General features: G+C 63.5%; 26 protein-coding genes and 1 tRNA gene. 12 read left to right on the top strand and 15 right to left on the bottom strand.

Annotation, left to right across the window (positions count from 1 at the left end):
- The 5 genes from WA702_RS12305 to aroA all read right to left on the bottom strand — a co-directional run.
- The coding region (locus tag WA702_RS12305) for a S1 RNA-binding domain-containing protein (protein ID WP_425110796.1) at nucleotides 1–394 on the bottom strand (394 nt) is incomplete at its 3' end.
- Between the two features lie 249 nt (nucleotides 395–643).
- On the bottom strand, nucleotides 644–1,282 hold the full coding sequence (cmk, locus tag WA702_RS12300) for a (d)CMP kinase (protein ID WP_425110795.1): 639 nt from the start codon (nucleotides 1,280–1,282) through the stop codon (nucleotides 644–646).
- Nucleotides 1,279–1,695, bottom strand: coding sequence for a hypothetical protein (locus WA702_RS12295; protein WP_425110794.1), 417 nt, complete (start codon nucleotides 1,693–1,695; stop codon nucleotides 1,279–1,281). The genes cmk and WA702_RS12295 overlap by 4 nt, the downstream gene beginning before the upstream one ends.
- On the bottom strand, nucleotides 1,673–2,278 hold the full coding sequence (locus WA702_RS12290; RefSeq protein WP_425110793.1) for a hypothetical protein: 606 nt from the start codon (nucleotides 2,276–2,278) through the stop codon (nucleotides 1,673–1,675). The genes WA702_RS12295 and WA702_RS12290 overlap by 23 nt, the downstream gene beginning before the upstream one ends.
- A gap of 9 nt (nucleotides 2,279–2,287) precedes the next feature.
- Complete coding sequence (gene aroA / locus WA702_RS12285; RefSeq protein ID WP_425110792.1) at nucleotides 2,288–3,625, bottom strand: 3-phosphoshikimate 1-carboxyvinyltransferase; 1,338 nt, start codon at nucleotides 3,623–3,625, stop codon at nucleotides 2,288–2,290.
- 151 nt (nucleotides 3,626–3,776) lie between these two features.
- Here aroA and WA702_RS12280 point away from each other — a divergent pair, with 151 nt between their 5' ends.
- The 3 genes from WA702_RS12280 (at nucleotide 3,777) to WA702_RS12270 (ending at nucleotide 4,707) form a co-directional block, all read left to right on the top strand.
- Complete coding sequence (locus WA702_RS12280; RefSeq protein ID WP_425110798.1) at nucleotides 3,777–4,187, top strand: TIGR02300 family protein; 411 nt, start codon at nucleotides 3,777–3,779, stop codon at nucleotides 4,185–4,187.
- A 79-nt stretch (nucleotides 4,188–4,266) separates the two neighbouring features.
- Nucleotides 4,267–4,342: transfer RNA gene (locus WA702_RS12275), tRNA-Ala, on the top strand.
- A gap of 128 nt (nucleotides 4,343–4,470) precedes the next feature.
- Nucleotides 4,471–4,707 carry a GIY-YIG nuclease family protein gene (locus WA702_RS12270; protein WP_425110791.1) on the top strand — a complete coding sequence of 79 codons (237 nt, stop codon included), beginning with the start codon at nucleotides 4,471–4,473 and terminating at the stop codon, nucleotides 4,705–4,707.
- Nucleotides 4,708–4,714: 7 nt separating this feature from the next.
- Here WA702_RS12270 and WA702_RS12265 read toward each other — a convergent pair whose 3' ends face one another.
- The gene (locus WA702_RS12265) at nucleotides 4,715–5,176 is read right to left on the bottom strand and encodes a MarR family winged helix-turn-helix transcriptional regulator (RefSeq protein ID WP_425110790.1); all 462 of its coding nucleotides are present in this window, start codon (nucleotides 5,174–5,176) and stop codon (nucleotides 4,715–4,717) included.
- A 164-nt stretch (nucleotides 5,177–5,340) separates the two neighbouring features.
- On the opposite strand from WA702_RS12265, the gene WA702_RS12260 reads away from it, so the two are divergent.
- The 8 genes from WA702_RS12260 (at nucleotide 5,341) to WA702_RS12225 (ending at nucleotide 12,657) form a co-directional block, all read left to right on the top strand.
- Complete coding sequence (locus WA702_RS12260) at nucleotides 5,341–5,766, top strand: organic hydroperoxide resistance protein (RefSeq protein ID WP_425110789.1); 426 nt, start codon at nucleotides 5,341–5,343, stop codon at nucleotides 5,764–5,766.
- A gap of 172 nt (nucleotides 5,767–5,938) precedes the next feature.
- A complete protein-coding gene (locus WA702_RS12255; RefSeq protein ID WP_425110797.1) occupies nucleotides 5,939–7,114 on the top strand; it encodes a CaiB/BaiF CoA transferase family protein in 1,176 nt (391 codons plus the stop codon).
- Nucleotides 7,115–7,414: 300 nt separating this feature from the next.
- Nucleotides 7,415–8,734: a sn-glycerol-3-phosphate ABC transporter substrate-binding protein UgpB gene (gene ugpB / locus WA702_RS12250; protein WP_425110788.1), complete on the top strand. Its 1,320-nt coding sequence runs from the start codon at nucleotides 7,415–7,417 to the stop codon at nucleotides 8,732–8,734.
- A 125-nt stretch (nucleotides 8,735–8,859) separates the two neighbouring features.
- A complete protein-coding gene (gene ugpA / locus WA702_RS12245; RefSeq protein ID WP_425110787.1) occupies nucleotides 8,860–9,741 on the top strand; it encodes a sn-glycerol-3-phosphate ABC transporter permease UgpA in 882 nt (293 codons plus the stop codon).
- Between the two features lie 3 nt (nucleotides 9,742–9,744).
- Nucleotides 9,745–10,593 (top strand): sn-glycerol-3-phosphate ABC transporter permease UgpE, encoded by an 849-nt coding sequence (ugpE, locus tag WA702_RS12240; RefSeq protein ID WP_425110786.1) that lies wholly within the window; start codon nucleotides 9,745–9,747, stop codon nucleotides 10,591–10,593.
- 93 nt (nucleotides 10,594–10,686) lie between these two features.
- Complete coding sequence (locus WA702_RS12235; protein ID WP_425110785.1) at nucleotides 10,687–11,775, top strand: sn-glycerol-3-phosphate import ATP-binding protein UgpC; 1,089 nt, start codon at nucleotides 10,687–10,689, stop codon at nucleotides 11,773–11,775.
- 133 nt (nucleotides 11,776–11,908) lie between these two features.
- A complete protein-coding gene (locus WA702_RS12230) occupies nucleotides 11,909–12,334 on the top strand; it encodes an Hsp20 family protein (protein ID WP_425110784.1) in 426 nt (141 codons plus the stop codon).
- A 59-nt stretch (nucleotides 12,335–12,393) separates the two neighbouring features.
- Nucleotides 12,394–12,657 (top strand): DUF1150 family protein, encoded by a 264-nt coding sequence (locus WA702_RS12225; protein ID WP_425110783.1) that lies wholly within the window; start codon nucleotides 12,394–12,396, stop codon nucleotides 12,655–12,657.
- Nucleotides 12,658–13,023: 366 nt separating this feature from the next.
- Here the strand turns inward: WA702_RS12225 and ptsN are convergent, their stop codons facing one another.
- The 7 genes from ptsN to WA702_RS12190 form a co-directional block, all read right to left on the bottom strand.
- Nucleotides 13,024–13,485 (bottom strand): PTS IIA-like nitrogen regulatory protein PtsN, encoded by a 462-nt coding sequence (gene ptsN, locus WA702_RS12220; RefSeq protein ID WP_425110782.1) that lies wholly within the window; start codon nucleotides 13,483–13,485, stop codon nucleotides 13,024–13,026.
- A gap of 242 nt (nucleotides 13,486–13,727) precedes the next feature.
- Nucleotides 13,728–14,330: a ribosome hibernation-promoting factor, HPF/YfiA family gene (hpf, locus tag WA702_RS12215; RefSeq protein ID WP_425110781.1), complete on the bottom strand. Its 603-nt coding sequence runs from the start codon at nucleotides 14,328–14,330 to the stop codon at nucleotides 13,728–13,730.
- A 218-nt stretch (nucleotides 14,331–14,548) separates the two neighbouring features.
- Nucleotides 14,549–16,177 (bottom strand): RNA polymerase factor sigma-54, encoded by a 1,629-nt coding sequence (gene rpoN, locus WA702_RS12210; RefSeq protein WP_425110780.1) that lies wholly within the window; start codon nucleotides 16,175–16,177, stop codon nucleotides 14,549–14,551.
- A 193-nt stretch (nucleotides 16,178–16,370) separates the two neighbouring features.
- Nucleotides 16,371–17,330: an LPS export ABC transporter ATP-binding protein gene (gene lptB, locus WA702_RS12205; protein ID WP_425110779.1), complete on the bottom strand. Its 960-nt coding sequence runs from the start codon at nucleotides 17,328–17,330 to the stop codon at nucleotides 16,371–16,373.
- A 257-nt stretch (nucleotides 17,331–17,587) separates the two neighbouring features.
- Nucleotides 17,588–18,307 carry an LptA/OstA family protein gene (locus WA702_RS12200; RefSeq protein ID WP_425110778.1) on the bottom strand — a complete coding sequence of 240 codons (720 nt, stop codon included), beginning with the start codon at nucleotides 18,305–18,307 and terminating at the stop codon, nucleotides 17,588–17,590.
- A 4-nt stretch (nucleotides 18,308–18,311) separates the two neighbouring features.
- Nucleotides 18,312–19,067, bottom strand: a complete 756-nt coding sequence (gene lptC / locus WA702_RS12195) for an LPS export ABC transporter periplasmic protein LptC (RefSeq protein WP_425110777.1) — start codon at nucleotides 19,065–19,067, stop codon at nucleotides 18,312–18,314.
- Nucleotides 19,068–19,256: 189 nt separating this feature from the next.
- A complete protein-coding gene (locus WA702_RS12190; protein ID WP_425110776.1) occupies nucleotides 19,257–19,871 on the bottom strand; it encodes a ribonuclease D in 615 nt (204 codons plus the stop codon).
- A 187-nt stretch (nucleotides 19,872–20,058) separates the two neighbouring features.
- Between WA702_RS12190 and WA702_RS12185 the strand changes: the two genes are divergently transcribed.
- Entirely contained in the window at nucleotides 20,059–20,469 is a 411-nt protein-coding gene (locus tag WA702_RS12185; protein ID WP_425110775.1) for a hypothetical protein, read from the top strand.
- A gap of 56 nt (nucleotides 20,470–20,525) precedes the next feature.
- On the opposite strand, the gene WA702_RS12180 is transcribed toward WA702_RS12185, so the two are convergent.
- Together WA702_RS12180 and WA702_RS12175 are read right to left on the bottom strand one after the other, a co-directional pair.
- Entirely contained in the window at nucleotides 20,526–20,837 is a 312-nt protein-coding gene (locus tag WA702_RS12180) for a hypothetical protein (RefSeq protein ID WP_425110774.1), read from the bottom strand.
- Nucleotides 20,838–20,935: 98 nt separating this feature from the next.
- Complete coding sequence (locus WA702_RS12175; protein ID WP_425110773.1) at nucleotides 20,936–21,460, bottom strand: hypothetical protein; 525 nt, start codon at nucleotides 21,458–21,460, stop codon at nucleotides 20,936–20,938.
- Nucleotides 21,461–21,831 lie beyond the last annotated feature (371 nt).

Genomic DNA, 21,831 nt, shown 5'->3' with positions numbered 1-21,831 from the left:
AGCCGCCCTTGACCTGGTTGAAGATGACGCCGTGAACCTTCTCATTGTTGTTGAAGGCCTTCTCGAGCTTGCCCCAGCTCTCTTCGCGGCGGGCCTTGTCGCGCGACAGCACGGCTTCGCCGAGCGCGTTTTCGATGCGATCGAGGAACACCTCGACCTCGTCGCCGACCTTCAATTCAGTGTCACGGCCGGGCCCGGCGAATTCGCGCAGCGCCACGCGGCCTTCGGTCTTCAGGCCGACGTCGATGACGGCCATGTCCTTCTCGATCGCAACCACCGTGCCCTTGACGACGGAGCTTTCCTGCAGGTTGCCCTTCGTGAAGGAGTCGTCCAGCATCGCGGCAAAATCATCGCGGCTGGGATTGTAGGAATTCGCAGAGGTACTCGAAGCCATTGGTTCTCCAGAAGCAGACTGTCTTGCCGGCGTTTAGGTTGATCGGCGTATCGGATGAACAGTGCCTGGAGGTCCACAAACCCCAGACGACCGCTTCCATCGCGCGAACGCGAAAAAGCGGGCCGGCAGTGCCTGCACATACGATACGTTGAAGTGCGTCCGGAGGGTCGGACCCGATCGTAACGCGATCGAGCTATCGACGTTCAAGGGCGGGAGCGGGCTCTCCTCCAATGACAGCAGCGGAAGGTGTCAAACCCGCTGCCGGCCCGCTCGAACGGCCTCGACGATGTCGATGGCGGCCCGGACGCCGCCTTCTATATCCAAATGGGAGTTATCTAGCAAGTAAGCATCCGGTGCTTGTTTCAAAGGGGCAATGCTGCGCTTCTGGTCGCGTTCGTCGCGGGCCAGGATGTCAGCCAGAACAGCGTCCTCGTCGGCCGCCTCACCCCGGCCCCGTGCCTCCAGGGTCCGGCGGTGCGCCCGGATCCTGGGATCGGCGACGACATAAATCTTCACCTCGGCATCGGGGCAGATCACGGTGCCGATGTCGCGGCCATCGAGCACGGCGCCGGGCGGACTTGCCGCAAACTCGCGCTGGAACCTGACCAGCGCCTCCCGCACCTTCGGCAGCGCCGACACCACAGAAGCCGCCGACCCGACCGCTTGGCTCTTGAGGGCGGGGTCAGCAAAAGTTCTTGTATCAAGCCTGATCGCGATTTCGGCCGCTTTGACCTCGTCATTGAGGTCGAGGCCGGCAGTCAGCATCACATGGGCAACCGCGCGGTACATTACGCCGGTATCAAGATGCCGATATCCGTAATACGCGGCGAGACGCTTGGCGAGCGTACCCTTGCCGGAGGCTGCCGGCCCGTCGATGGCAATGATCATTCTGCAGGTGTCCTGGGGAGGGCGGGACCGCGCGCTCGGCGCAGCGGCTGCTCCTCAGTAAAAATGTTTCGGGAAGAGAACTCGCCGGGGCTGGCGAAGGTGAGATATTCCCGCATTGCTGGCGATGTCGATGACGTTGTGAACCAGGGCTCGGCCAGCCGCCGCAGCGCGCCGCCGGTCCAGGGCGGCACCCGGCCAAGCCGCCGCTGCTTGGCGAGATATTCGGCGATCCCGCCAACCAGGGCGTCCAGCCTGACATCGCCGGTCAAGTCGGGCTCCTGCTCGATCGCCGCATAGCGGTCGCTATCGGATGCGGCGAGATCAAAACTATCGACGAACTCGGCCAGCGCCACCTCGCGCGGCTCGCCGGCCTGAATGCGGGTCACGGCCTCAGCGAGGGTATTTGGGCGCATCGGCCGCTCCTTCGGCGTTCATGTGCTTCAGCAGAAAGCGCTGCTTCTCGGCAGACGCTGCGCTGGCGGGAAAGTACTTGGCAAGCAGCGTGATCGCCTCATCTGGCGTCGAGATGCCGACAACGCGCATCAGATTGAGAATGTCCAGACGCTCGGCGTCGCCCCGAACGGGATCCGTGATCCGCACCGCCTTTAGCTTCAAGGCCAGCAGATATTCGGCTGAAGGAACCGAGACCACAAGTCCAGGCGGATCTCCATCGCGCGGAAAGCTGCCAAATTCCAAACGGTCCGCAGCTTGATCGGCGAACGGGCTCAGATGGAAAGCCACTCCATCATTGAACCAGTCGTCTGACCACCCGTTCCGCTGCGCGATCTCGCGCAATGTGTCGGCCAGCCAGCTTGGCAACGGCGTCGGCAACTCCGAGACATCGACATCTTCAGTTGCGAAGCGGAAATTGCTCGCCAGCATCAGCGCCGAGCCGCCATAGACGGCGATCTGCAGCTTCGTTCCTGCCTTCATAGCGGCGCGCCCGATTTGATCGAATGCGTCAAGCAACGCGGTGCGATCGAACGAGGTGGCCATGGACGCTCCTTACACGAACTCCGCGCCGGCCTTGCGCATCAGCGGCAAAAAGTCCGGGAAGCTGGTGGCGATGAAGGCGGTGTCATCGACCTTGACCGGGGTGTCGGAAGCTAGGCCCATCACCAGCGCCGACATCGCGATGCGATGGTCCATATGGGTAGCGACGAGGCCGCCGCCGGGCACATGGCCCCTGCCCTCGATGATCAGATCGTCACCGGAGACCTCGACCTTGACGCCGTTGGCCCGCAGCATCGCGGCGGTCGCCTCGAGCCGATCCGATTCCTTGACCCGCAACTCCTGCAGGCCGCGCATGATGGTGGTGCCTTCGGCGTAAGCGGCTGCCACCGCCAGCACCAGATATTCGTCGATCATCGACGGCGCCCGTTCGGGCGGCACCTCGACGCCGCGCAGCCGCGAGGCCTTGACCCGCAACCGCGCCATCGGCTCGCCGGCATCGCCGCGCACCTCCGCCTCCTCGATGAAGGCGCCCATGTCGCGCAGGGTCGTGAACAGGCCGGTGCGCAGCGGATTGGTCATCACATCGGGCAGCATGATATCCGAGCCCTCGACGATCAGCGCCGCCACGATCGGGAACGCGGCCGAGGACGGATCTCCGGGGACAATGACGTCGGCACCATGCAACTCGGGCTGGCCCGTCAGCGCGATGCGGCGGCCGTGCGGGCCCTCAGCCGTGGTGACGATCTCGGCGCCGAAATGCTTGAGCATCAACTCGGTATGATCGCGGCTCGCCTCCTGCTCGATCACGGTGGTGATGCCGGGTGCGGCGAGGCCGGCCAGTAGCACGGCCGATTTGATCTGGGCCGAGGCCACCGGGGTCTTGTAGGTGATCGGGATCGGATCGCGCGCCCCTCGCAACGTCAGCGGCAGCCTGCCGCCCTCGCCGCCTGATGTGACCTTGGCGCCCATCAGCGCCAGCGGATCGAGCACGCGGCGCATCGGCCGGCTGCGCAGCGAGGCATCGCCATCGAACACGGCCGTGACCGGGCAGCCTGCGACCGCGCCCATCACCAGCCGGCAGCCGGTGCCGGAATTGCCGAAATCGAGCGGCGCCGATGGCTGGGCGAAGCCGCCGACGCCGACCCCATGGATGGTCCAGGCGAACTCGCCGGTACGTTCGACCTTGGCGCCCAGCGCCTGCATCGATTTGGCCGTGTTCAGCACGTCCTCGCCCTCGAGCAGGCCGGACACCCGGGTCGCGCCGACCGCAAGGGCCCCCAGGATCAGGGAGCGGTGCGAGATCGACTTGTCGCCGGGCACGCGAATCGTGCCGCTCAGGGGGCCCGAGCTACGGGATTCGAGCGGGGTTCGGCTCACGGATGTGGTCAAGGCGGTGTCCTCGGATGTTCCGGGCCGGCAGGTATCACAGCCCCCGGCGGGCGTCACGGCTGGTTATTTTCCCGTCACAAGCGCTATTGACAGCGGCGCCGCAACTAGCCAAGTGAAGCACCGCTTTTCAGACATTGCCAGGACGCCGAACGTGGCCAAATCCGAGCTCGGAACCAAACGCATTTGCCCGACGACGGGCAAAAAGTTCTATGACCTCAATAAGAATCCGGTGATCTCGCCCTACACCGGCGATGTGGTGCCGATCGCCCCCATCGCGCCGTCACGGGTGCCACGTGGCGAGGCCGCACGGGCTGCCGCGCATGCCGAAGCCGTGCCGGAGCCGGCCGAGGCTGAGGAGTTGGTGCCGCTCGAGGAGGCCGACGCCGAGGAGAACACCGGCAAGGTCAAGGCCGTCGTGCCGGAGTCGGAGGACGACATCGAGATCGACGAAACCCTCGACGACGACGAAGACGATGACTCGACCTTCATTGCCGACGAAGAAGAAGGCGACGAAGACGTCACCGACATCATCGGCGACGTCGGAGGCGATGAAGATACCTGATATAAGACACTTGAGATCATCCGCGAACTGTGGTTCACGGTGCTCCCCGGCGCGTCGCCCAGACCGCCGGTCGTCTTAAGGGGCCATAGCTCAGCTGGGAGAGCGCTTGCATGGCATGCAAGAGGTCGGCGGTTCGATCCCGCCTGGCTCCACCAGCCTTTGCTCGCTTCGCGAGCTTCGGCTCGGCAAGCCGGCCTTCCGTCTCTCGTAGCGAAGTGAGCGAAGGCTGTCGCGCCGTAGCCCAAAGGGCGAAGGCGGACCGCGAGCCTGGTCGAGCTAACTCATGAAGTTCGTCTATATTCTCGAAAGCCTGGACGGCGAGCATTTCTACGCCGGCGTCACGGACGACGTTCCTGCTCGTCTCGTGAAGCACAATGCTGGCGAGGTGCCGCACACCTCGAAGTATCGGCCGTGGCGGCTCAAGACCTACATTGCATTCAGCGACGAGAAAAAGGCCTTCGCCTTCGAGAAATATCTGAAATCGGGCTCTGGTCGCGCGTTCGCTAAGAAGCACCTGTAGCCTGACCCTACCCCTCCGCCCCCTCATCCAGCCGCTCGCGCAGCGCCACCAATTCCTTCTGCAGCGTCGATAGCTCTCCGGCCGAGCAGCCGGTCGCCGCCAGGATCGCCGGCGGTACGATGCTCTTGGCTTTGTCGCGCAGGCCCGTACCTTGCGCCGTCAGTGCGACCAGCACCTGGCGTTCGTCGGACGCGGAGCGCGTGCGCTTGACCAGATGCGCCGCCTCGAGCCGCTTCAGCAGCGGGGTCAGCGTCCCGGAATCGAGGAACAGGCGTTCGCCGATCTCCGTCACCGACAGGCCATCGCGCTCCCACAGCACCAGCATGACGAGATATTGCGGATAGGTCAGGCCGAGCCGGCCGAGCAGCGGCTTGTAGGCGCGGTTGAACGCGTGGCCTGCCGAGTAGATGGCAAAGCAGAGCTGGTTGCCGAGCAGGAGCGACGCGTCGGCCGCGGTCTTTCTGGGCATGGTCACCTCGTCGCGTATCCTGGGTGTTCGCTTGAAAATGCCTCGGCGGCTTAGCAGCCGACGCTGCACCCGATCACGAGAATTCTATCTGACAATTGCATTGTGCACAATTCAATTGTCTGCAATATATAGCATTGATCGAAATCCTCACACCGGAGTCTCCCATGTCCGTGAACGTGCTCTACAAGACCAGTGCCAAGGCAACTGGCGGCCGCGACGGCCAGGCCGCAACGCTCGATGGTTCATTCAACGTCAAGCTCGCCACCCCGAAGGAGCTCGGCGGCGCCGGCGGCGCCGGCAACAATCCCGAACAGCTGTTCGCATCCGGCTATGCCGCCTGCTTCCTCGGTGCCATGAAGTTCGTATCGTCGCAGGGCGGCCCGAAGGTGCCGGCCGACACCTCGGTCACCTCAACGGTCGGCATCGGGCCGCGTTCCGAAGGCGGTTTCGGCCTTACCGTCGAACTGGCAGTCTCGCTGCCGGGTCTCGCCAAGGCCGACGCGGAAGCGCTGGTGGAGAAGGCCCATCAGGTCTGCCCGTACTCCAATGCCACCCGCGGCAACATCGACGTCAAGTTGACCGTGGTGTGAGGCCGTTCGGCCGCGCTTTCTGCGGCGCGGCATTCGCCGGCTCACGGCAGATCCTGGCGGCGGCGCATTTGCGCCGCTGCCACAGCAATGCTTTATGACCGCGAGACAACACCAACCTCGCGATGTCCTGATGACCCCTTCCTTCGTTCCCGGCGCCATAATTCCTGGTGCAATGGCCGGCTTGCGCGTGATCGACCTGACGCGCGTGCTCGGCGGCCCCTACTGCACCCAGATCCTGGCCGATCACGGCGCCGACGTGATCAAGGTCGAGCCGCCGGCCGGCGACGAGGTGCGCGACTGGGGCCCGCCCTTCCACGACGAGGACGCGGCCTATTTCATCGGCATCAACCGCAACAAGCGCTCGATCGGTCTCGACCTCGCATCCGAGGGCGGCCGCGAGGTGCTGCTGAAGATGTTAGAGGCCGCCGACGTGCTGATCGAGAATTTCAAGCCGGGCACCTTGGAGAAATGGGGCATCGGCAGCGATGTGCTGCGCGCGAAATTTCCCAGGCTGGTGCACTGCCGCATCTGCGGCTTCGGCGCCGATGGTCCGCGCGGCGGCAATCCCGGCTATGACGCCATCATCCAGGCCATGACCGGCATGATCGCCGCGACCGGCTCGCCGGAGTCTGGCCCGATGCGGATCGGCGTCCCGCTGGTCGACATCACCACCGGGCTCTATGCGGCGATCGGTATCCTGATGGCGCTGTCGGAGCGGCAGCGCTCCGGCCAGGGCCAGTTCCTGGAAACGACGCTGTACGAGACCGGGCTCGCCATCATGCATCCGCATACGGCGAACTATTTCATGCACGGCAAGCCGCCGTCCCTGACCGGCAACGAGCATCCAAACCTGGTGCCCTACGCGATCTTCCCGACCAAGACTGACAACATCTTCATCGGCGTCGGCAATGACGGCACCTTCCGCAAGCTCTGCAAGGAGATCGGCCGGCCGGAGCTCGGCACGGATCCGCGCTTTGCCCGCAACCGGGACCGTATTGCCAACCGTGACGCGTTACGGACCGAGCTTGCTGCCGTGTTCAGCCAGTCCGAGGCCGAGCCCTTGTGCAACCGGCTGCTCGCGGCCGGGCTGCCGGCAGGCCCGGTGCAGAAGATCGATCAGGCCTTGCAGAACCCGCACACGCTCGCGCGCGGCGATATTATCGAGAAGGACTGGTACAAGGGCGTCGCCTCCCCGATCCGGCTCGAGCGCACCAAGGCGAGCCTGCGCTCGACCCCGCCGAAATACAGCCAGCACGCCCATGAGGTGCTCGGCGAGTTCGGCTATTCGGCCGACGACATCGACGCCTTGGTCAAAGGTGGCATCGTCACCACCGAGCGCAAACGGTAAGTGTTGGCGCAGCACCGACGGCCACCTGTCCCCGCTGGGGAGAGGTGAAATCGAGTTCGTGGTTAGCGCTTCAGTTTACCATGACGCTCCGCACTGGAGCGCAATCATCCTGTCGTCTCGCTGCGCTACGGAATGGCGCAGCGGATGACGAAGCCCGCATTACGGGAGACCTCCACCCTCTCCCGCGTGCCTTGCACGGCACTTTCCCCTGACGGTCCCACCGGTTATACCATTCACATAATCGTCATCCACCGCTGCTAACGGCCCCAACGCGATGACGCCCTCTGGAGGAATGTTTTGATGTCACTTCGACGATTTAGCGCTGCTGCCCTCGGCGCGGCGAGCTTTGCTTTCGCCGCCGCCTCGCCCGCTTATGCGGTCACGGAAATCCAGTGGTGGCACGCCATGTCGGGCCCGAACAACGATGTCGTCAACAAGCTCGCCAACGACTTCAACGCCTCGCAGAGCGACTACAAGATCGTCCCATCCTTCAAAGGCAGCTACGCCGATACGCTCAACGCCGGCATCGCCGCGTTCCGCGCCGGCAATGCGCCGGGGATCATGCAGGTGTTTGAAGTCGGCACCGCGACCATGATGGCCGCCAAGGGCGCCATCAAGCCGGTCTCCGAATTGATGAAGGAGCAGGGCGAGAAGTTCGACCCGGCCTCCTATCTGCCGGCCATCACCGGTTACTACTCGACTGCGAAGGGCGACATGCTGTCCTTCCCGTTCAATTCGTCGAGCATGGTGATGTGGGTCAACCTCGACGCGCTGAAGAAGGCCGGCATCAACGAGCCACCGAAGACCTGGCCGGAGGTGTTCGACGACGCCAAGAAGCTGCACGCCACCAGCCCGACCTGCGGCCTGTCGGCGTCCTGGATCACCTGGGGACTGATCGAGCAGTTCTCCGCCTGGCACAACGTGCCGATCGGCACCAAGGCCAACGGCCTCGACGGTTTCGACACCCAGTTCGTCTTCAACACGCCGCTCGAGACCAAGCTGATCGAGAACCTGGTCGAGCTGCAGAAGGACAAGAGCTTCGATTATTCGGGCCGCACCAACACCGGCGAGGGCCGTTTCACCTCGGGTGAATGCGGGCTCTACCTGACCTCCTCGTCGTTCTACCCCAACGTCAAGGCCAACGCGAAGTTCAACTACACGGCTGTTGCGATGCCGTATTTCCCGGACGTGAAGGACGCACCGCAGAACTCGATCATCGGCGGCGCCTCGCTGTGGGTGATGGGCGGCAAATCGAAGGAAGAATACAAGGGCATTGCCAAGTTCTTCACCTTCCTCTCCGACACCGATCGCCAGGTCTATCTGCATGAGGAGTCCGGCTATCTGCCGATCACCAAGGCGGCCTATGAGAAGACCAAGGCGTCGGGCTTCTACGAGAAGAACCCGATCCTGGAAGTGCCGCTCAAGGAGCTGACCAACAAGCCGCCGACCGAGAATTCGCGCGGCCTGCGCTTCGGTGGCCTGGTGCAGATTCGCGACGTCTGGTCCGAGGAAATCGAGGCGGCGCTGGCCGGCAAGAAGTCGGCCAAGGACGCGATGGACGCGGCCGTCTCGCGCGGCAACCAGATGCTGCGGCAGTTCGAACGCACCGCCGGCAAATAACGGCGGCAATGACCGATCGTGGTCGGCCGGGGGGCCGGTCACGATCGCCTTACGGCAAGTTTCGCAGGCTTCGACCGGAGCCGAAAACCGGAAGCTTGGCTCCGGCAATATCAGGGCGGGGGCTCATGGAGAACCGGGCGATCTTTTCAGGCAGGCTGCTGCCGCTGCTGCTTGTCCTGCCGCAACTCGCGATCTCGCTGATATTCTTCTATTGGCCGGCGTTCCAGGCACTCTGGCAATCCTTCCTGGTGCAGGACGCCTTCGGCATCTCGACCGAGTTCGTTTGGTTCGAGAACTACGTCTCGCTGTTGACGACACCAGCCTATTACCATTCGATCGCCGTGACCTTCCTGTTTTCGCTCCTGGTGGTGGTGTGCTCGCTCGCCATCGGCCTGTTGCTCGCGGTGATGGCTAACCGTGAGCTTCGCGGCCTGCAGGTCTATCGCACGTTCCTGATCATCCCCTATGCGGTCGCGCCCGCGGTCGCGAGCGCCGTCTTCATCTTCATGTTCCAGCCGGGCCTCGGCATGATCGCGCGCAGCCTGCAGCGCGCCGGCATCGACTGGAATCCGGTGCTGAACGGTACCCACGCGATGATCCTCGTGGTCACCATCGCGGTGTGGAATCAGATCAGCTACAATTTCCTGTTCTTCCTCGCCGGGCTGCAGTCGATTCCGAAAAGCGTGATCGAGGCGGCGGCGATCGATGGCGCCCGGCCGTGGCGCCGGTTCTGGACCATCGTGTTCCCGCTGCTGTCGCCGACGACGTTCTTCCTCATCATCGTCAACACCACCTACGCCTTCTTCAACACGCTCGGCATCATCGACACCGCCACCGAGGGCGGCCCGAACAGCGCAACACAGACCCTGGTCTATAAGGTGTTCCAGGACGGCAAGGCCGGCACCGATCTCGGCGGCTCGGCCGCGCAATCGGTGGTCCTGATGATCATCGTGATCGGGCTCACCGCATTCCAGTTCCGCTACGTCGAGAAGAAGGTTCATTATTAAGCCATGGTCGAGCATCGCCGCTTTGGAAATCTGCTTCCGCACGTGGTGCTGTTGATCGGCGTCGCGATCGTCGTCTTCCCGGTCTATCTCGCCGTCATCGCCTCGACTCACGACAACGCCGTGATCGCCAACGGCCAGATGCCGCTCTATCCGGGCAGCCACGCGCTGCATACCTACTGGACCACCCTCACGGCCGGTGCCGGCCGCACCACGCACGAGCCGGTCGGCATGATGATGCTGAACAGCCTGCTGATGGCGCTCGGCATCGCGTTCGGCAAGATCGCGATCTCGATCATCTCGGCCTATGCCATCGTGTTCTTCGCGTTCCCATTCCGGATGACCACGTTCTGGATCATCTTCGTCACCCTGATGCTGCCGGTCGAGGTGCGCATCTTCCCGACCTACAAGATCACCAGCGACCTGCACATGCTGGATTCCTATTCCGGCCTGATCTTGCCGCTGATCGCTTCCGCCACCGCGACGCTGCTGTTCCGGCAGTTCTTCATGACCATCCCGAAGGAGCTGGTCGAAGCGTCGAAGATGGACGGCGCGGGTCCGATCCGCTTCTTCTTCGATACGCTGCTGCCACTGTCGGTCACCAACATCGCGGCGCTGTTCGTGATCCTGTTCATCTATGGCTGGAATCAGTATCTCTGGCCGCTGTTGATCACGACGCGCGACGACATGCAGACCATCGTGATCGGCATCAAGAAGATCCTCGACGTGCATGACGCGCTGACCGAATGGTCGGTGGCGATGGCGACCGCCGTGCTCGCCATGCTGCCGCCGGTCGCGGTCGTCGTCCTGATGCAGCGCCTGTTCGTCAAGGGCCTGATCGAGACCGAAAAATGAGGAAGGGAGTGGCGAATGGCGAATGGGACTATCTGCCGGCCCGCTTGCTCCGCTCTCTTCCCTATTCGCCACTTCCTATTCGCTGGGTAACCCATGGCTAATGTCTCGCTCCGCAATGTCCGCAAGGCCTACCCCAACGGCTACGAGGCCATCAAAGGCATCGATTTCGAGATTGGCGACGGCCAGTTCTGTGTGCTGGTCGGCCCCTCCGGCTGCGGCAAGTCGACACTGCTGCGCATGGTCGCGGGGCTCGAGACCGTGACATCAGGCGAGATCGACATCGGCGGCCGCGTCGTCAACCAGGTCGAGCCCGCCGAGCGGGATATCGCCATGGTGTTCCAGAACTACGCGCTCTACCCGCATATGAGCGTCTACAACAACATGGCCTACGGCCTGCGCAACCGGGGCACGCAGAAGGCCGATATCGACGCCCGCGTCCAGGAGGCGGCGCGCATCCTGGAGCTCGGCGCGCTGCTGCAGCGCAAGCCGGGACAATTGTCCGGCGGCCAGCGCCAGCGCGTGGCAATGGGCCGCGCCATCGTGCGACAGCCCAAGGTGTTCCTGTTCGACGAGCCGCTGTCCAACCTGGACGCCAAGCTGCGCATCGCGATGCGGGTCGAAATCCGCAAGCTGCAGCGCCGGCTGGCAACCACCGCTGTTTATGTCACCCATGACCAGCTCGAGGCGATGACGCTCGCCGATATGCTGGTGGTGATGAGCGCCGGCCAGGTCGAGCAGATCGGCAGCCCGCTGCATATCTACAACGAACCCGCGACGACCTTCGTCGCGTCCTTCATCGGCGCACCGCCGATGAACCTGATCAAGCTCGAGGACGACGCTCTGAAGGCGCAGCTCGGCGCCAGCCCGGCGCTCGGCGAGGCCGGCATCCTCGGCATCCGCCCCGAGCATTTCGAGGTGACGGAGCGCGCGCCGGCCGGCGGTGTTGCGCTCGACCTAACGGTCGAGGCGATCGAGCATGTCGGCGCCGAGACCTACGTCTATGGCACGCGACGGCGCGACGGCAATGACGACGGGCTCAGCGTCCTGGCCGCGGCCGGCGACATCATCGTGCGCGTGCCCGGCGAAGCGGCGCCCGGCATTGGCACACGAATTCGCGCCTGCGCACCGCGCGGGAGGCTGCACCTGTTCTCGGCCGATGGCCGACGGCGCATCAAGCTTTAACCTGTTCCGGGTAGGGATCGTTCCGGCCTCGGCCCGGCGCTTGAACGCGTCAAGGCGATGCCCATATTGCTATGCAAGGGGTGCCGATAGGGCCCCGAAACGTCAAAGTCGCTTCGAGAGGACTTTGTAAACTATGTCTCGTGTTCCTTCGCTCTCCAGTCCGTTCCTTCTGGGCTTCGACGAGATCGAGCGTGTGCTCGACCGCGTGGTCAAAGGTGCCGACGGCTATCCGCCCTACAACATAGAGCGGTTCGAGCGCACCAATGGCCAGTCCGAGCGGCTCAGGATCACGCTGGCGGTGGCGGGTTTTACCCGTGACCAACTCGATGTCACCATTGAGGAAAACCAGCTCGTGATCCGCGGCCGCCAGCAGGACGACAAAACCCGGCAATACATCCATCGCGGCATCGCCGCGCGCCACTTTCAGCGCACCTTCGTGCTGGCGGAGGGGATGCAGGTGCAGGGTGCGGACCTGAAGAACGGGCTTTTGTCGATCGACCTGACCCGGCCGGAGCCGGAGCGCGTCGTTAAGACAATCGCTATTAATGAACACGAATAATAGACCATATGGAACGAGTAGCGGACTCGACCGCTTAAGTCTCAGAAGGAGTCGAGACCATGACTGAAGGTATCGTCGCGTCGGAATCGAACGTCTCGCTGGAATCGCTGGCGACCTTGGGCGAAGGCCACATCGCCTATGTAAAGCAGATCCGGTCAGAGGACGTCCCCGGCCTCTTCCCGCAGGCGCCGCAGATCGCGCCCGGCTTGAAGCTGTTTGCGCTCCATGCCGCGGACGGCACGCCGATCATGCTCACCGATAGCCGCGAAGCGGCGATCGCCAATGCATGGAGCCACGAACTCCAGGCCGTGAGCGTGCACTAAGCCTCCAACAGCAGCGCTCCGGCGGCAGCTCAGGCGGCCGCCGCGATTGGAGCAGCGCAGAGAATTTCATGATACGCGGGTGGTGCCCTCCGGGCCTGCCCGCGTATTTTTTTGTGTTGCTCCATCTGGATCAGAAACAGTCCACACCCGATCGCCTCGAGCTCAATGATGTTGCACCCAGATACGCCGCTCGCGCCCAACAATGCGCATGCGGGTGAGCTGAGATCATCCCACCAGCTGAAACACGTGTCGCCGTGGCGCCCGTCATTGCGAGCGAAGCGAAGCGATCCGGCGCCGAGACGGCAGTCTGGATTGCGTCGTCGCCTGTCGGCTCCTCGCAATGACGGTGGAACGACTATGGAGAGGTCAGGCCGCCGACGCGGGCGGCAGCGCCAGCACCGAATAGATCGCCTGGGCGTCGCGCGAGGCGCGCAGCTTCTTGGCAACGTCCTGGTCGCGCAGCAGGCGCGCGATCCGCGCCAGGGCCTTCAGATGATCGGCGCCGGCGCCTTCGGGCGCCAGCAGCAGGAAGACCAGATCGACCGGCTGGCCGTCCATCGCCTCGAAATCGATCGGCCGCTCCAGCCGCGCGAACAGGCCGAACAGCTTCTCCAGCTTGGGCAGCTTGCCATGGGGAATCGCGACGCCGTAGCCGACCGCCGTGGTACCCAATTTTTCGCGCTGCAGCAGAACCTCGAAAATGGATCGCTCGTTCTGCTCGGTCAGGACAGACGCACGCGCCGCCAGCTCCTGCAGCGCCTGCTTCTTGCTGTTCACCTTCAAAGCCGGGAGAATCGCCTCGGGTGCGACCAGATCGGTAATCGTCATAGGGCGTTCCGAGGTGAATGAACCGTCAGTGTGCGAGATAGGGCGGGACAGACCTGCGTCAAGACGGTGAGGCCGCGGGCCGCACGGCCCCTGTCCGATGCGGGGGCTTCTACCCCAATGCAACGGCGGTGCCAACTGCCGCAAGCATGGTCCTGCGATCTATCCTAAATATCGTTGCCTTAAGATATGGCCTTGAGGCCATCAAACCATGACACCCTCAAGACGGCGGCCTGAGGGCGAATTCAGGCCTTTACGACGGGCGGATCGACCCACCCGATATTGCCGTCGGGGCGGCGGTAGATGATGTTCACGCGCCCAGTGGAGCCATGCTGGAACACCAGGCAGGCGGCACCCGTCAGGTCAAGTTCCAGCACCGCCTCCGACACCGCGAGCCGCTTCAGCGCGGTGGTCGCCTCCGCGATGATGACGGGGTTGTAGCCGGTGACCTCCTCGTCGCCTTCGCCGGGTGCCTCGATGACGTAGCTCGGCGCGTCGAGCGTCGGCATCTGAAGCTCTGCGAGCGCGGCGGAAGCCACCGCGGTCTTGCGGGCGGAGCGATCCTTCAACCGGCTCTTGTAGCGACGCAGCCGCTTCTCGATCATCAGCAGCGCCTGGTCGGCGCTGGCATAGGCGTCCTGCGCATTGGACTCGGCTTCCAGCGTGATCCCCGAATCGAGGTGCAGCGCGCAATCGGTGCGGAAGCCGAAGCCATCCTTGGAGAGCGTGATATGGCCCGAATAATTGCCGTCAAAATATTTGCGTAGCACCTCTTCGGTGCGCACGCTGACGCGACCGCGCAACGCTTCGCCGACGCTGATGCTTTTACCGGAAATCCTCAGGGTCATTTGCTACCTCGATCAAGCCAGTGCGGTGGATTTGATATGCGCGCCAGTGGTGTCGCGAGTCGGTCGGCGAATGACAAATCCAAAACCGCGCCAGATCCTAATGTCCCAGTGTCCCTTTGGTTCTGACATTCGTAAAACCCGGCCGCGGTACGATACGAAGGCGGGAACAGTGCGCTAGGCCCGGACCCGCAGACTAGCCCGATTTGGCGTTCGCGCAATCAGGCGGGGGCCGTATCGCGGGATCGGTCGGAGGCGGATGACGGCGTCGAAAGGGCATGGGCCAGCATGCTCTGCTTGTCGCGGCGGCGCTGGACCGAGGATGGAATCCGCATCGCCTCGCGGTATTTCGCCACGGTGCGGCGGGCGATGTCGATGCCGGATGCGCGCAGCCGCTCGACGATGGTGTCGTCGGACAGGATCGCCGAAGGCGCCTCGGCATCGATCAGCTGCCTGATGTGGTGACGCACCGCTTCGGCCGAATGCGCCTCGCCCCCGTCGGCGGAGGCGATCGACGCCGTGAAGAAATATTTCAGCTCGAAGGTGCCGCGGTTGGTCGCCATGTATTTGTTGGCCGTGACGCGCGACACCGTCGATTCGTGCATCTGGATCGCGTCCGCGACGGCCTTCAGATTGAGCGGCCGCAGATGTGCGACGCCGCGCGTGAAGAAGCCGTCCTGCTGCCGGACGATCTCGGTTGCCACCTTCAGGATGGTGCGGGCGCGTTGATCGAGCGCGCGCACCAGCCAGGTCGCGTTCTGCAGGCAATCGGTGAAATAGGATTTGTCGCCATCCTTGCGGATCGTCTTCGACAGCTCCGTGTAGTAGACCTGATTGACCAGCACCCGCGGCAAGGTGTCGCTGTTGAGCTCGACCAGCCAGCCGCCGTCCGGACCGGGCCGCACGTAGACGTCGGGCACCATGGTCTGCGTGCGGGCGGTGCCGAACTTCAAGCCCGGCTTCGGATCGAGCCGCCTGATCTCGCCGATCATGTCGACCAGATCCTCGTCGTCGACCCCGCAAAGCTTGCGAAGGCTGCCGAAATCGCGCTTGGCCAAGAGGTCGAGATGCTCGACCAGCGCCCGCATCGCCGGATCATAGCGGTCGAGTTCGCGCAGCTGGTTTGCCAGGCATTCGCTCAAATTACGTGCGCAGATGCCGGGCGGATCGAATGTCTGCAGCACCGAGACCACGGCTTCGACGTCTTCCGCCTCGGCACCGAGCCGCTCCGCCACCTGGCTGAGATCGGCCGGCAGATAGCCGGCCTCGTCGACAAGATCGATCAAATACTGGCCGATCATCCGGTCGGCGGGCGTGACCAAGGCGACCGCCGCCTGCTCGGCGAGGTGATCGGTGAGTGTGGTCTCCGCGGCGACGAAGGCCTCCAGATTGTAGTCCTCGTCACCAGATGCGCCGCCGCCCCATTCGGTATAGGTGCTTGGCGGTGCGTCCTGGGCGTTGCGCGCGGCCGCCTCGGCCGGCTCTTCGGAGAAGACGTTGTCCAGGCCGGTATCGAGTGTCTGCTCGATCTCAGCGCGGCTGCCGAGATCGCGGTTCATCCAGTCTTCCTGGCCCGGCTCGGTGCTCTCGGCGCCCCCGCCGCCTTCGAAATCATCGCCGCCGCCGTCGGGCTCGGCATAGTCGCTGCGCTCGGCGGTGGGCTCGCCGGCCACCGTCGGCTCCGGCCCGTCGCTGGCGCGGTCGAGCAGCGGGTTCCGTTCCAGCTCTTCTTCGACGAAGGTGGAGAGGTCGAGATTGGACAGCTGCAGCAGCTTGATCGCCTGCATCAGCTGCGGCGTCATCACCAGCGATTGCGACTGGCGGAATTCTAATCTCTGCGACAGCGCCATGGAGGCAAGAACAGTCCCTGAAAATGGTCCGATTCTTGCTTAGCTTAGTCCAGAGCCGATGTACACGGCTTGACGAACAAGAAAAACGGAGTATGGCGCAGCGCAACAGAGATAGTGACCGCCCCGCATCAGAAACATCCGGGCGTTGCCGGAATGCCCTTCTGCTCACCATCTCCGGGCCTCATGGCGCCGCTTACAGCCGGAATTCCTCGCCGAGATAAAGCCGGCGCACGTCGGGATCGGCGACGATTTCTTCCGGGCTGCCTTCGGTCAGGATCTGACCGGCATAGACGATGTACGCGCGATCGGTCAGGCCCAGCGTCTCGCGCACATTGTGGTCGGTGATCAAGACGCCGATGCCGCGATTGGTGAGGTGGCGCACCAGCTGCTGGATGTCGCCCACCGCGATCGGATCGATACCGGCAAAGGGCTCGTCGAGCAGCATGTAGTTCGGGCGGGTGGCCAGAGCGCGGGCGATCTCGACGCGGCGGCGCTCACCGCCGGACAATGCGATCGACGGTGACTTGCGCAGCCGCGTGATGGTGAATTCTTCCAGCAGCGAATCCAGCTCGCGCTCGCGCTTCTTGCGCGACGGCTCGACCACCTCGAGCACGGCGCGGATGTTCTGCTCCACGGTGAGGCCGCGGAAGATCGAGGCCTCCTGCGGCAGATAGCCGATGCCGAGCCGGGCGCGCTGATACATCGGCAGCTTGGTGACGTCGTGGCCGTCGAGCTCGATGGCGCCGCGGTCGGCCTTGATCAGCCCGGTGATCATGTAGAACACGGTGGTCTTGCCGGCGCCGTTCGGCCCGAGCAGGCCGACCGCCTCGCCGCGGCGGACATAGATCGAGACGCCGCGCACCACCTGCCGGCTGCCAAAACTCTTCTCGATGTTGTGCACGGCGAGGAAGCCCGGCCGCCGCAGCAATTGCGGACCGCCGGCATTGTTGGCCTTCGGCTTGGCCTTGCGCTGCAGTTGTTCGGTGTTCTGTGGCGAGCGTGGATTGATGCGCAGCGCCGCCTGCTCATGCGACATATCGGCCAGCTCGTCGAAGCGATCGTCGAGTGCGGTGATGTCGTCCCGCGCGCGCGTCGATCCCCGCTGGCCGTGCTGGGCAGGACGCCGACCGAACTTGCCGAATAGATCCACCATCCCCGTTCGCTTACGCCTTCCCGAAGGTGCCCTTCGCCTGCTGCAGCAGCCTTGATTCGTCGCCGTCTCGTTCGACAACGAACCGATATATCCCTGGACCAGCTGCGACCTCAGGGCACCCAGCGTCAGCGCTCAATGTCCGGTCTTCCAGCTTCGCAACGCATTGCGGCACGAAGGCGGAAGCTGCCGTTCGCTAGATAGAACGCGCCATGGCCGGGTTCAACGGAGTGGACGTGCGAAATCGCAAGCCCTTGATGTCACTTCGGTTTATTTATACCCGGCAACTGCAGCGGCGAGCCGGGCTTGGCACCTGGACTCTCCGAGCCGCAGCCGCCACCCGGGCCGCCGCCGCCGGACGTCTGGGGCAACAGCACCTGCACGCCTCGGCCGCTGTCGGATTCGACCCGGGAAACGCCGGTTGTCATGTCCACCGTCAGGCGGTCGCCGCGCATCACGTTCTTGCACTGGGTCAGCACCACGCCGCCCTGCATCGTGATCAGGTTGCTCTTGGGGTCGAATGTCGCGGTCTCGCCGGTCACGACCTGGTCCTTCTGAGTGACGACGACGTTGCCGCGCGCCTCCAGCCGCTTGATCGAGGACGCCCCGCCGGGCCCCGGTGTCGCGGCCTGCATGGTCGCGCCCTTCGCCGGCTTGGCGGGCGCATTGGCAGGCGACGACGAGCCGCCGCCCTCGTAGAACACCACCAGCGACTTGGAGGTCATGGTGGTGTCGCCCTGCGTCACCTTCACATTGCCGGAGAAGGTCGCCTCCTTCTTCTTGTCCACCATCTCCAGCGACGCGGCTTCGATCTGGATCGGCTGGTCCCGGTTCTGCGAGAAGCCCTGCAGCGCATTCGGCACGCCGGTCGTGGTACCCTGCGCATGGGCAGCATGCTGTGCTGCCGTCAGCAGCAACGCAACGGCGGCCGTCCGAACGAGGTTCGCGCCAGTGGACAACGCGCTGGATCGTCTGATCATGAAATCACTTTGCATTGGTGGTCTTGGACCGCCGCGGATGGGACGGCGGCGGAGCATGCGCCGGTTCGGCCGCGGCTTCGGCCTGCACCGGCGAAGGTGCAGTTGCTGGATTGCCGGCGTCGAGATTGACCAGGTTCATCACCACATGGCCTTCGAAGCGGATGACATCGCCATTGTCGACGATGCGTAAGCGATCGGAGCTCAGCGTGCCGTTGGTCAGCTTGACGTCGACATGCTCGTCCGAGCTCACGGTCCCCTTGGCCATGTCGGCATGCGCCTGGCTCAGGAAGGCCTGGTAACCGGTCGACGTCGTCATCACGATGTTCTTGTGCAGGTCGATCTGCTGCTGCTTGGTGTCAAACAGGCCGGTCAGCGCATCCAAGGTCACGGTCGAACCGTCCTGCATCAGCACCTTGGCGCGCACCGTGTTCAGCTCCACGTGGTCGGGATCGGTCAGATCCTGGGTCGCGGTCTTGGCCACCAGATCATAGGGCCGCTGGTCCGGAGTGAAGCCGGTCAGATGCGGCGTTTCCATGGTGATCTTCCGGCCGGCGACGACGAGATTGCCGGACAAATTCCCGGTATCGATCGGGACGCGATACTCGTTGAAGAACGCGAAATACAGCACGACGGCCATCGCCACGCTCACCACTGCGGGCACACCAATCCGCAGGATCCCCACCAGTCGGCTATGGCGGGCAGCAAGCGCGAAGCGCGCTTCGAGCCCGGAATCATAGACTGGGTTGTGGACCGAATTCACCGGAGCTCCGAGGCGGGAAACAAGATTGCATTTTACACGGCATCACGCGGCAATGCAGCCCGGAACTGGGTCCGGCTGATATCGGATACCCGGTCCGAGACAGCCCAAATGGCGGGAATCCCGACCGATTTCATGACCGGGACCAATGATTACGAGAGTTTAAGGATTCCAGCCGCCGGCAGCCCTGCCTTAGGAATGGGCAAAGATGTCCTCGGCCTCGAATCCCGTCAGGTCCAGCCGGGCGCGCGTCGGCAGGAAATCGAAGCAGGACTGGGCGAACGCCGTCCGCCCTTCGCGGGCCAGCATCATGTCGAGACGCTCGCGCAAGCCATGCAGGTGCAGCACGTCGGAGGCGGCATAGGCAAGCTGAGCCTCGGTCAGCGTGTCGGCGCCCCAGTCGCTCGACTGCTGCTGCTTCGACAAATCGACGTTGAGCAGCTCGCGCGCCAGGTCCTTCAGACCGTGACGGTCGGTATAGGTGCGCGCCAGCCGCGAGGCGATCTTGGTGCAATAGATCGGCTGCGGCATCACGCCGAAGCTATGAAACAGCGTCGTGATGTCGAAGCGCGCGAAGTGGAATATCTTGGTGATGGCGGGATTGCCGAGCAGCGCCTTCAGGTTCGGCGCATCGGTGTGGCCCTTGGGGATCTGCACCACGTCGGCCGAGCCGTCGCCGGGCGACAGCTGCACCACGCAGAGCCGGTCGCGATGCGGATTGAGCCCCATGGTCTCGGTGTCGATCGCCACGGATGACGTGTAGCGGGAGAGATCAGGCAGGTCGCCGCGATGCAGGCGTACGGTCATGGGTCGGTACCTTGGGTCAGAATCGAATGGCGGCCACGGTAGCGTGCGGCGCGATTTGAAGCGAGCGCAGAACCTCAGCCGCAATCATAACCCTCAGAATGAAGGCAATCATAAACCCTCAAAATAAAGCGCGGCTCAGGCTGGCTGCGGGAGAGCACTACGTCTGCTAGAACGTGACAGAGATCACATGGAGGTCGCGGAGCGTATGGCCAGGATTATAAACTTCACCGTCTGTGGTGTGGACGAAGCCGATGCGGTCTGGGGCGAAGCGCTCTACGGCGATGAGCCGATTGGATGGCGTATCAAGCGGGACGTTCTGGACGCATATTTCGAGCGGAAGTGGAAACTCTCAAAAGACGATCGCCTTGCAATTGCAAACGCCAACGCAGTCGGAATCGTCAAGCGCATCGAAAACAAGTTCGAATGGAATCAAGTCCGCAGCGTCGAGTTCTGGCGCGGCCGTAGTGTTCGGTTGGTGAGGATCACTTCTGAGAATCCATCTCTTCGAAACGATTGGCGGAGCGGCTGCTCGGGTTCTCATAAAATCAGCCCTCCAACCGAATGGTCTAAGAGCGTTGGAAGTACTCAACAAGGTTAGGACGGGCGCTTGCCGCTGCAACCGGGGCGTTCCCGACGAAGATAGGAATATACAGATTAGTCGGCCGGCACGTCGGGTTCGCCGGCTCTCCAGTAACCGGCGATGTAGCTGACGAGACCGCTTTCAATCCAGATGGTGACCCTGTTTCCGTTCGGAGGTCCGTCAACGCGCGGCTCTAAGCCTTGTTTTCGCCCTGTACGAGTCGACGCGTTGAATATTTCATCTGGAGTGTAATCGCGACAAGCCAGCCCCTGGAGCAGCGTTTTGATCTCACCATGAGAGTAACCTCCTGGCAGGGTTTTATCGAACACCAGCTCCAGACCTTTATAGCCGTGTATCTTCCATCTGGCCTTCGGTTTTGCTGACATCACCGTCTCCAGGATGACCGGGGCCGCTTCAGCATAGCCTCAGCGTCCGTCCTGCCATAGCTGACCTGCTTGTTAGGTACGACCAACTCAACTGTCGGCTACTTCGCCGACAAAGGTTGCGACGGCGCGCTCGTGCCCGGAGCGAAATGCCGATCGACCTCGAAGCTTGTGCCGGTGTCAGGCCCGATCGGGATCGTGCGAATAGCGTGGGCGTCCGGCTTGAAAGCGCCGTTGCCGACGTCACGATCGTCACCGAGCGGGGCGCTGACCGCCGATGACATTCCCTCTGAGGATGGCTGCACTTTAAAGGTGTGGACCGCGGGATCATCGATGGGCGAAGCCGACGCCGGGTTCGGATTGCCCGCAGGCTGCGTGCGAATGGTCTCGGTCGGAACCTTATGAGGCTCGATCGGGTCAGCCATCGCGGTCGATCCTATCGTCCCGCACAGGGCGAGGATGACGGGTTGCTTCAGCGAGCGAAATCTCGGCCACATCTCAACCTCGGTGTGTTCGTTGCCTCTGCCAGCGGCGGCAGCAGCATCTTCCGCATAACAGCTACGCGAAAACTGCCCGTCGTGCCATTCTGTCGCATGTCTGCAACCTTGCGTCGTCGGGCAAATCACGACGATGCTGGTCGCCGTCCCGCGCTCTTCCAGGAGGGGCGCTTCGCGGTCGTCACGAACGTTGGGCGCGGGATGCGGTGGGTGTGCGTGTGCTGCAGCGGGCGATCAGCTCGCCGACGAACAGCATATGCACGCACGTGAAATCGCGTGGTCCTGGCCTCCCGGTGCTGAGGCCAAGTTGCGATGCCATTCGACGAGCATCGCGGGCGACGGGGGCAAGAGAGCCGGTCCCCGGGGAGATCGCGTATAAGCGTTAAGCCATCGTGCAGGGAAGGCCGGTTGTTCGGCTGTCACCTGTGGTTCTGCCGCGTGCTTTCTTGTTGCACGCGGACCATGGGTGCGGTCAGCACCCGGCCTTCCCTGCGCCCTCC

The organism is Bradyrhizobium sp. (genome assembly GCF_049798375.1).
Lineage (GTDB): Bacteria > Pseudomonadota > Alphaproteobacteria > Rhizobiales > Xanthobacteraceae > Bradyrhizobium.
The sequence above is the reverse complement of the archived record's forward strand: the minus strand, read 5'-3'. Positions and strand labels throughout refer to the sequence as shown.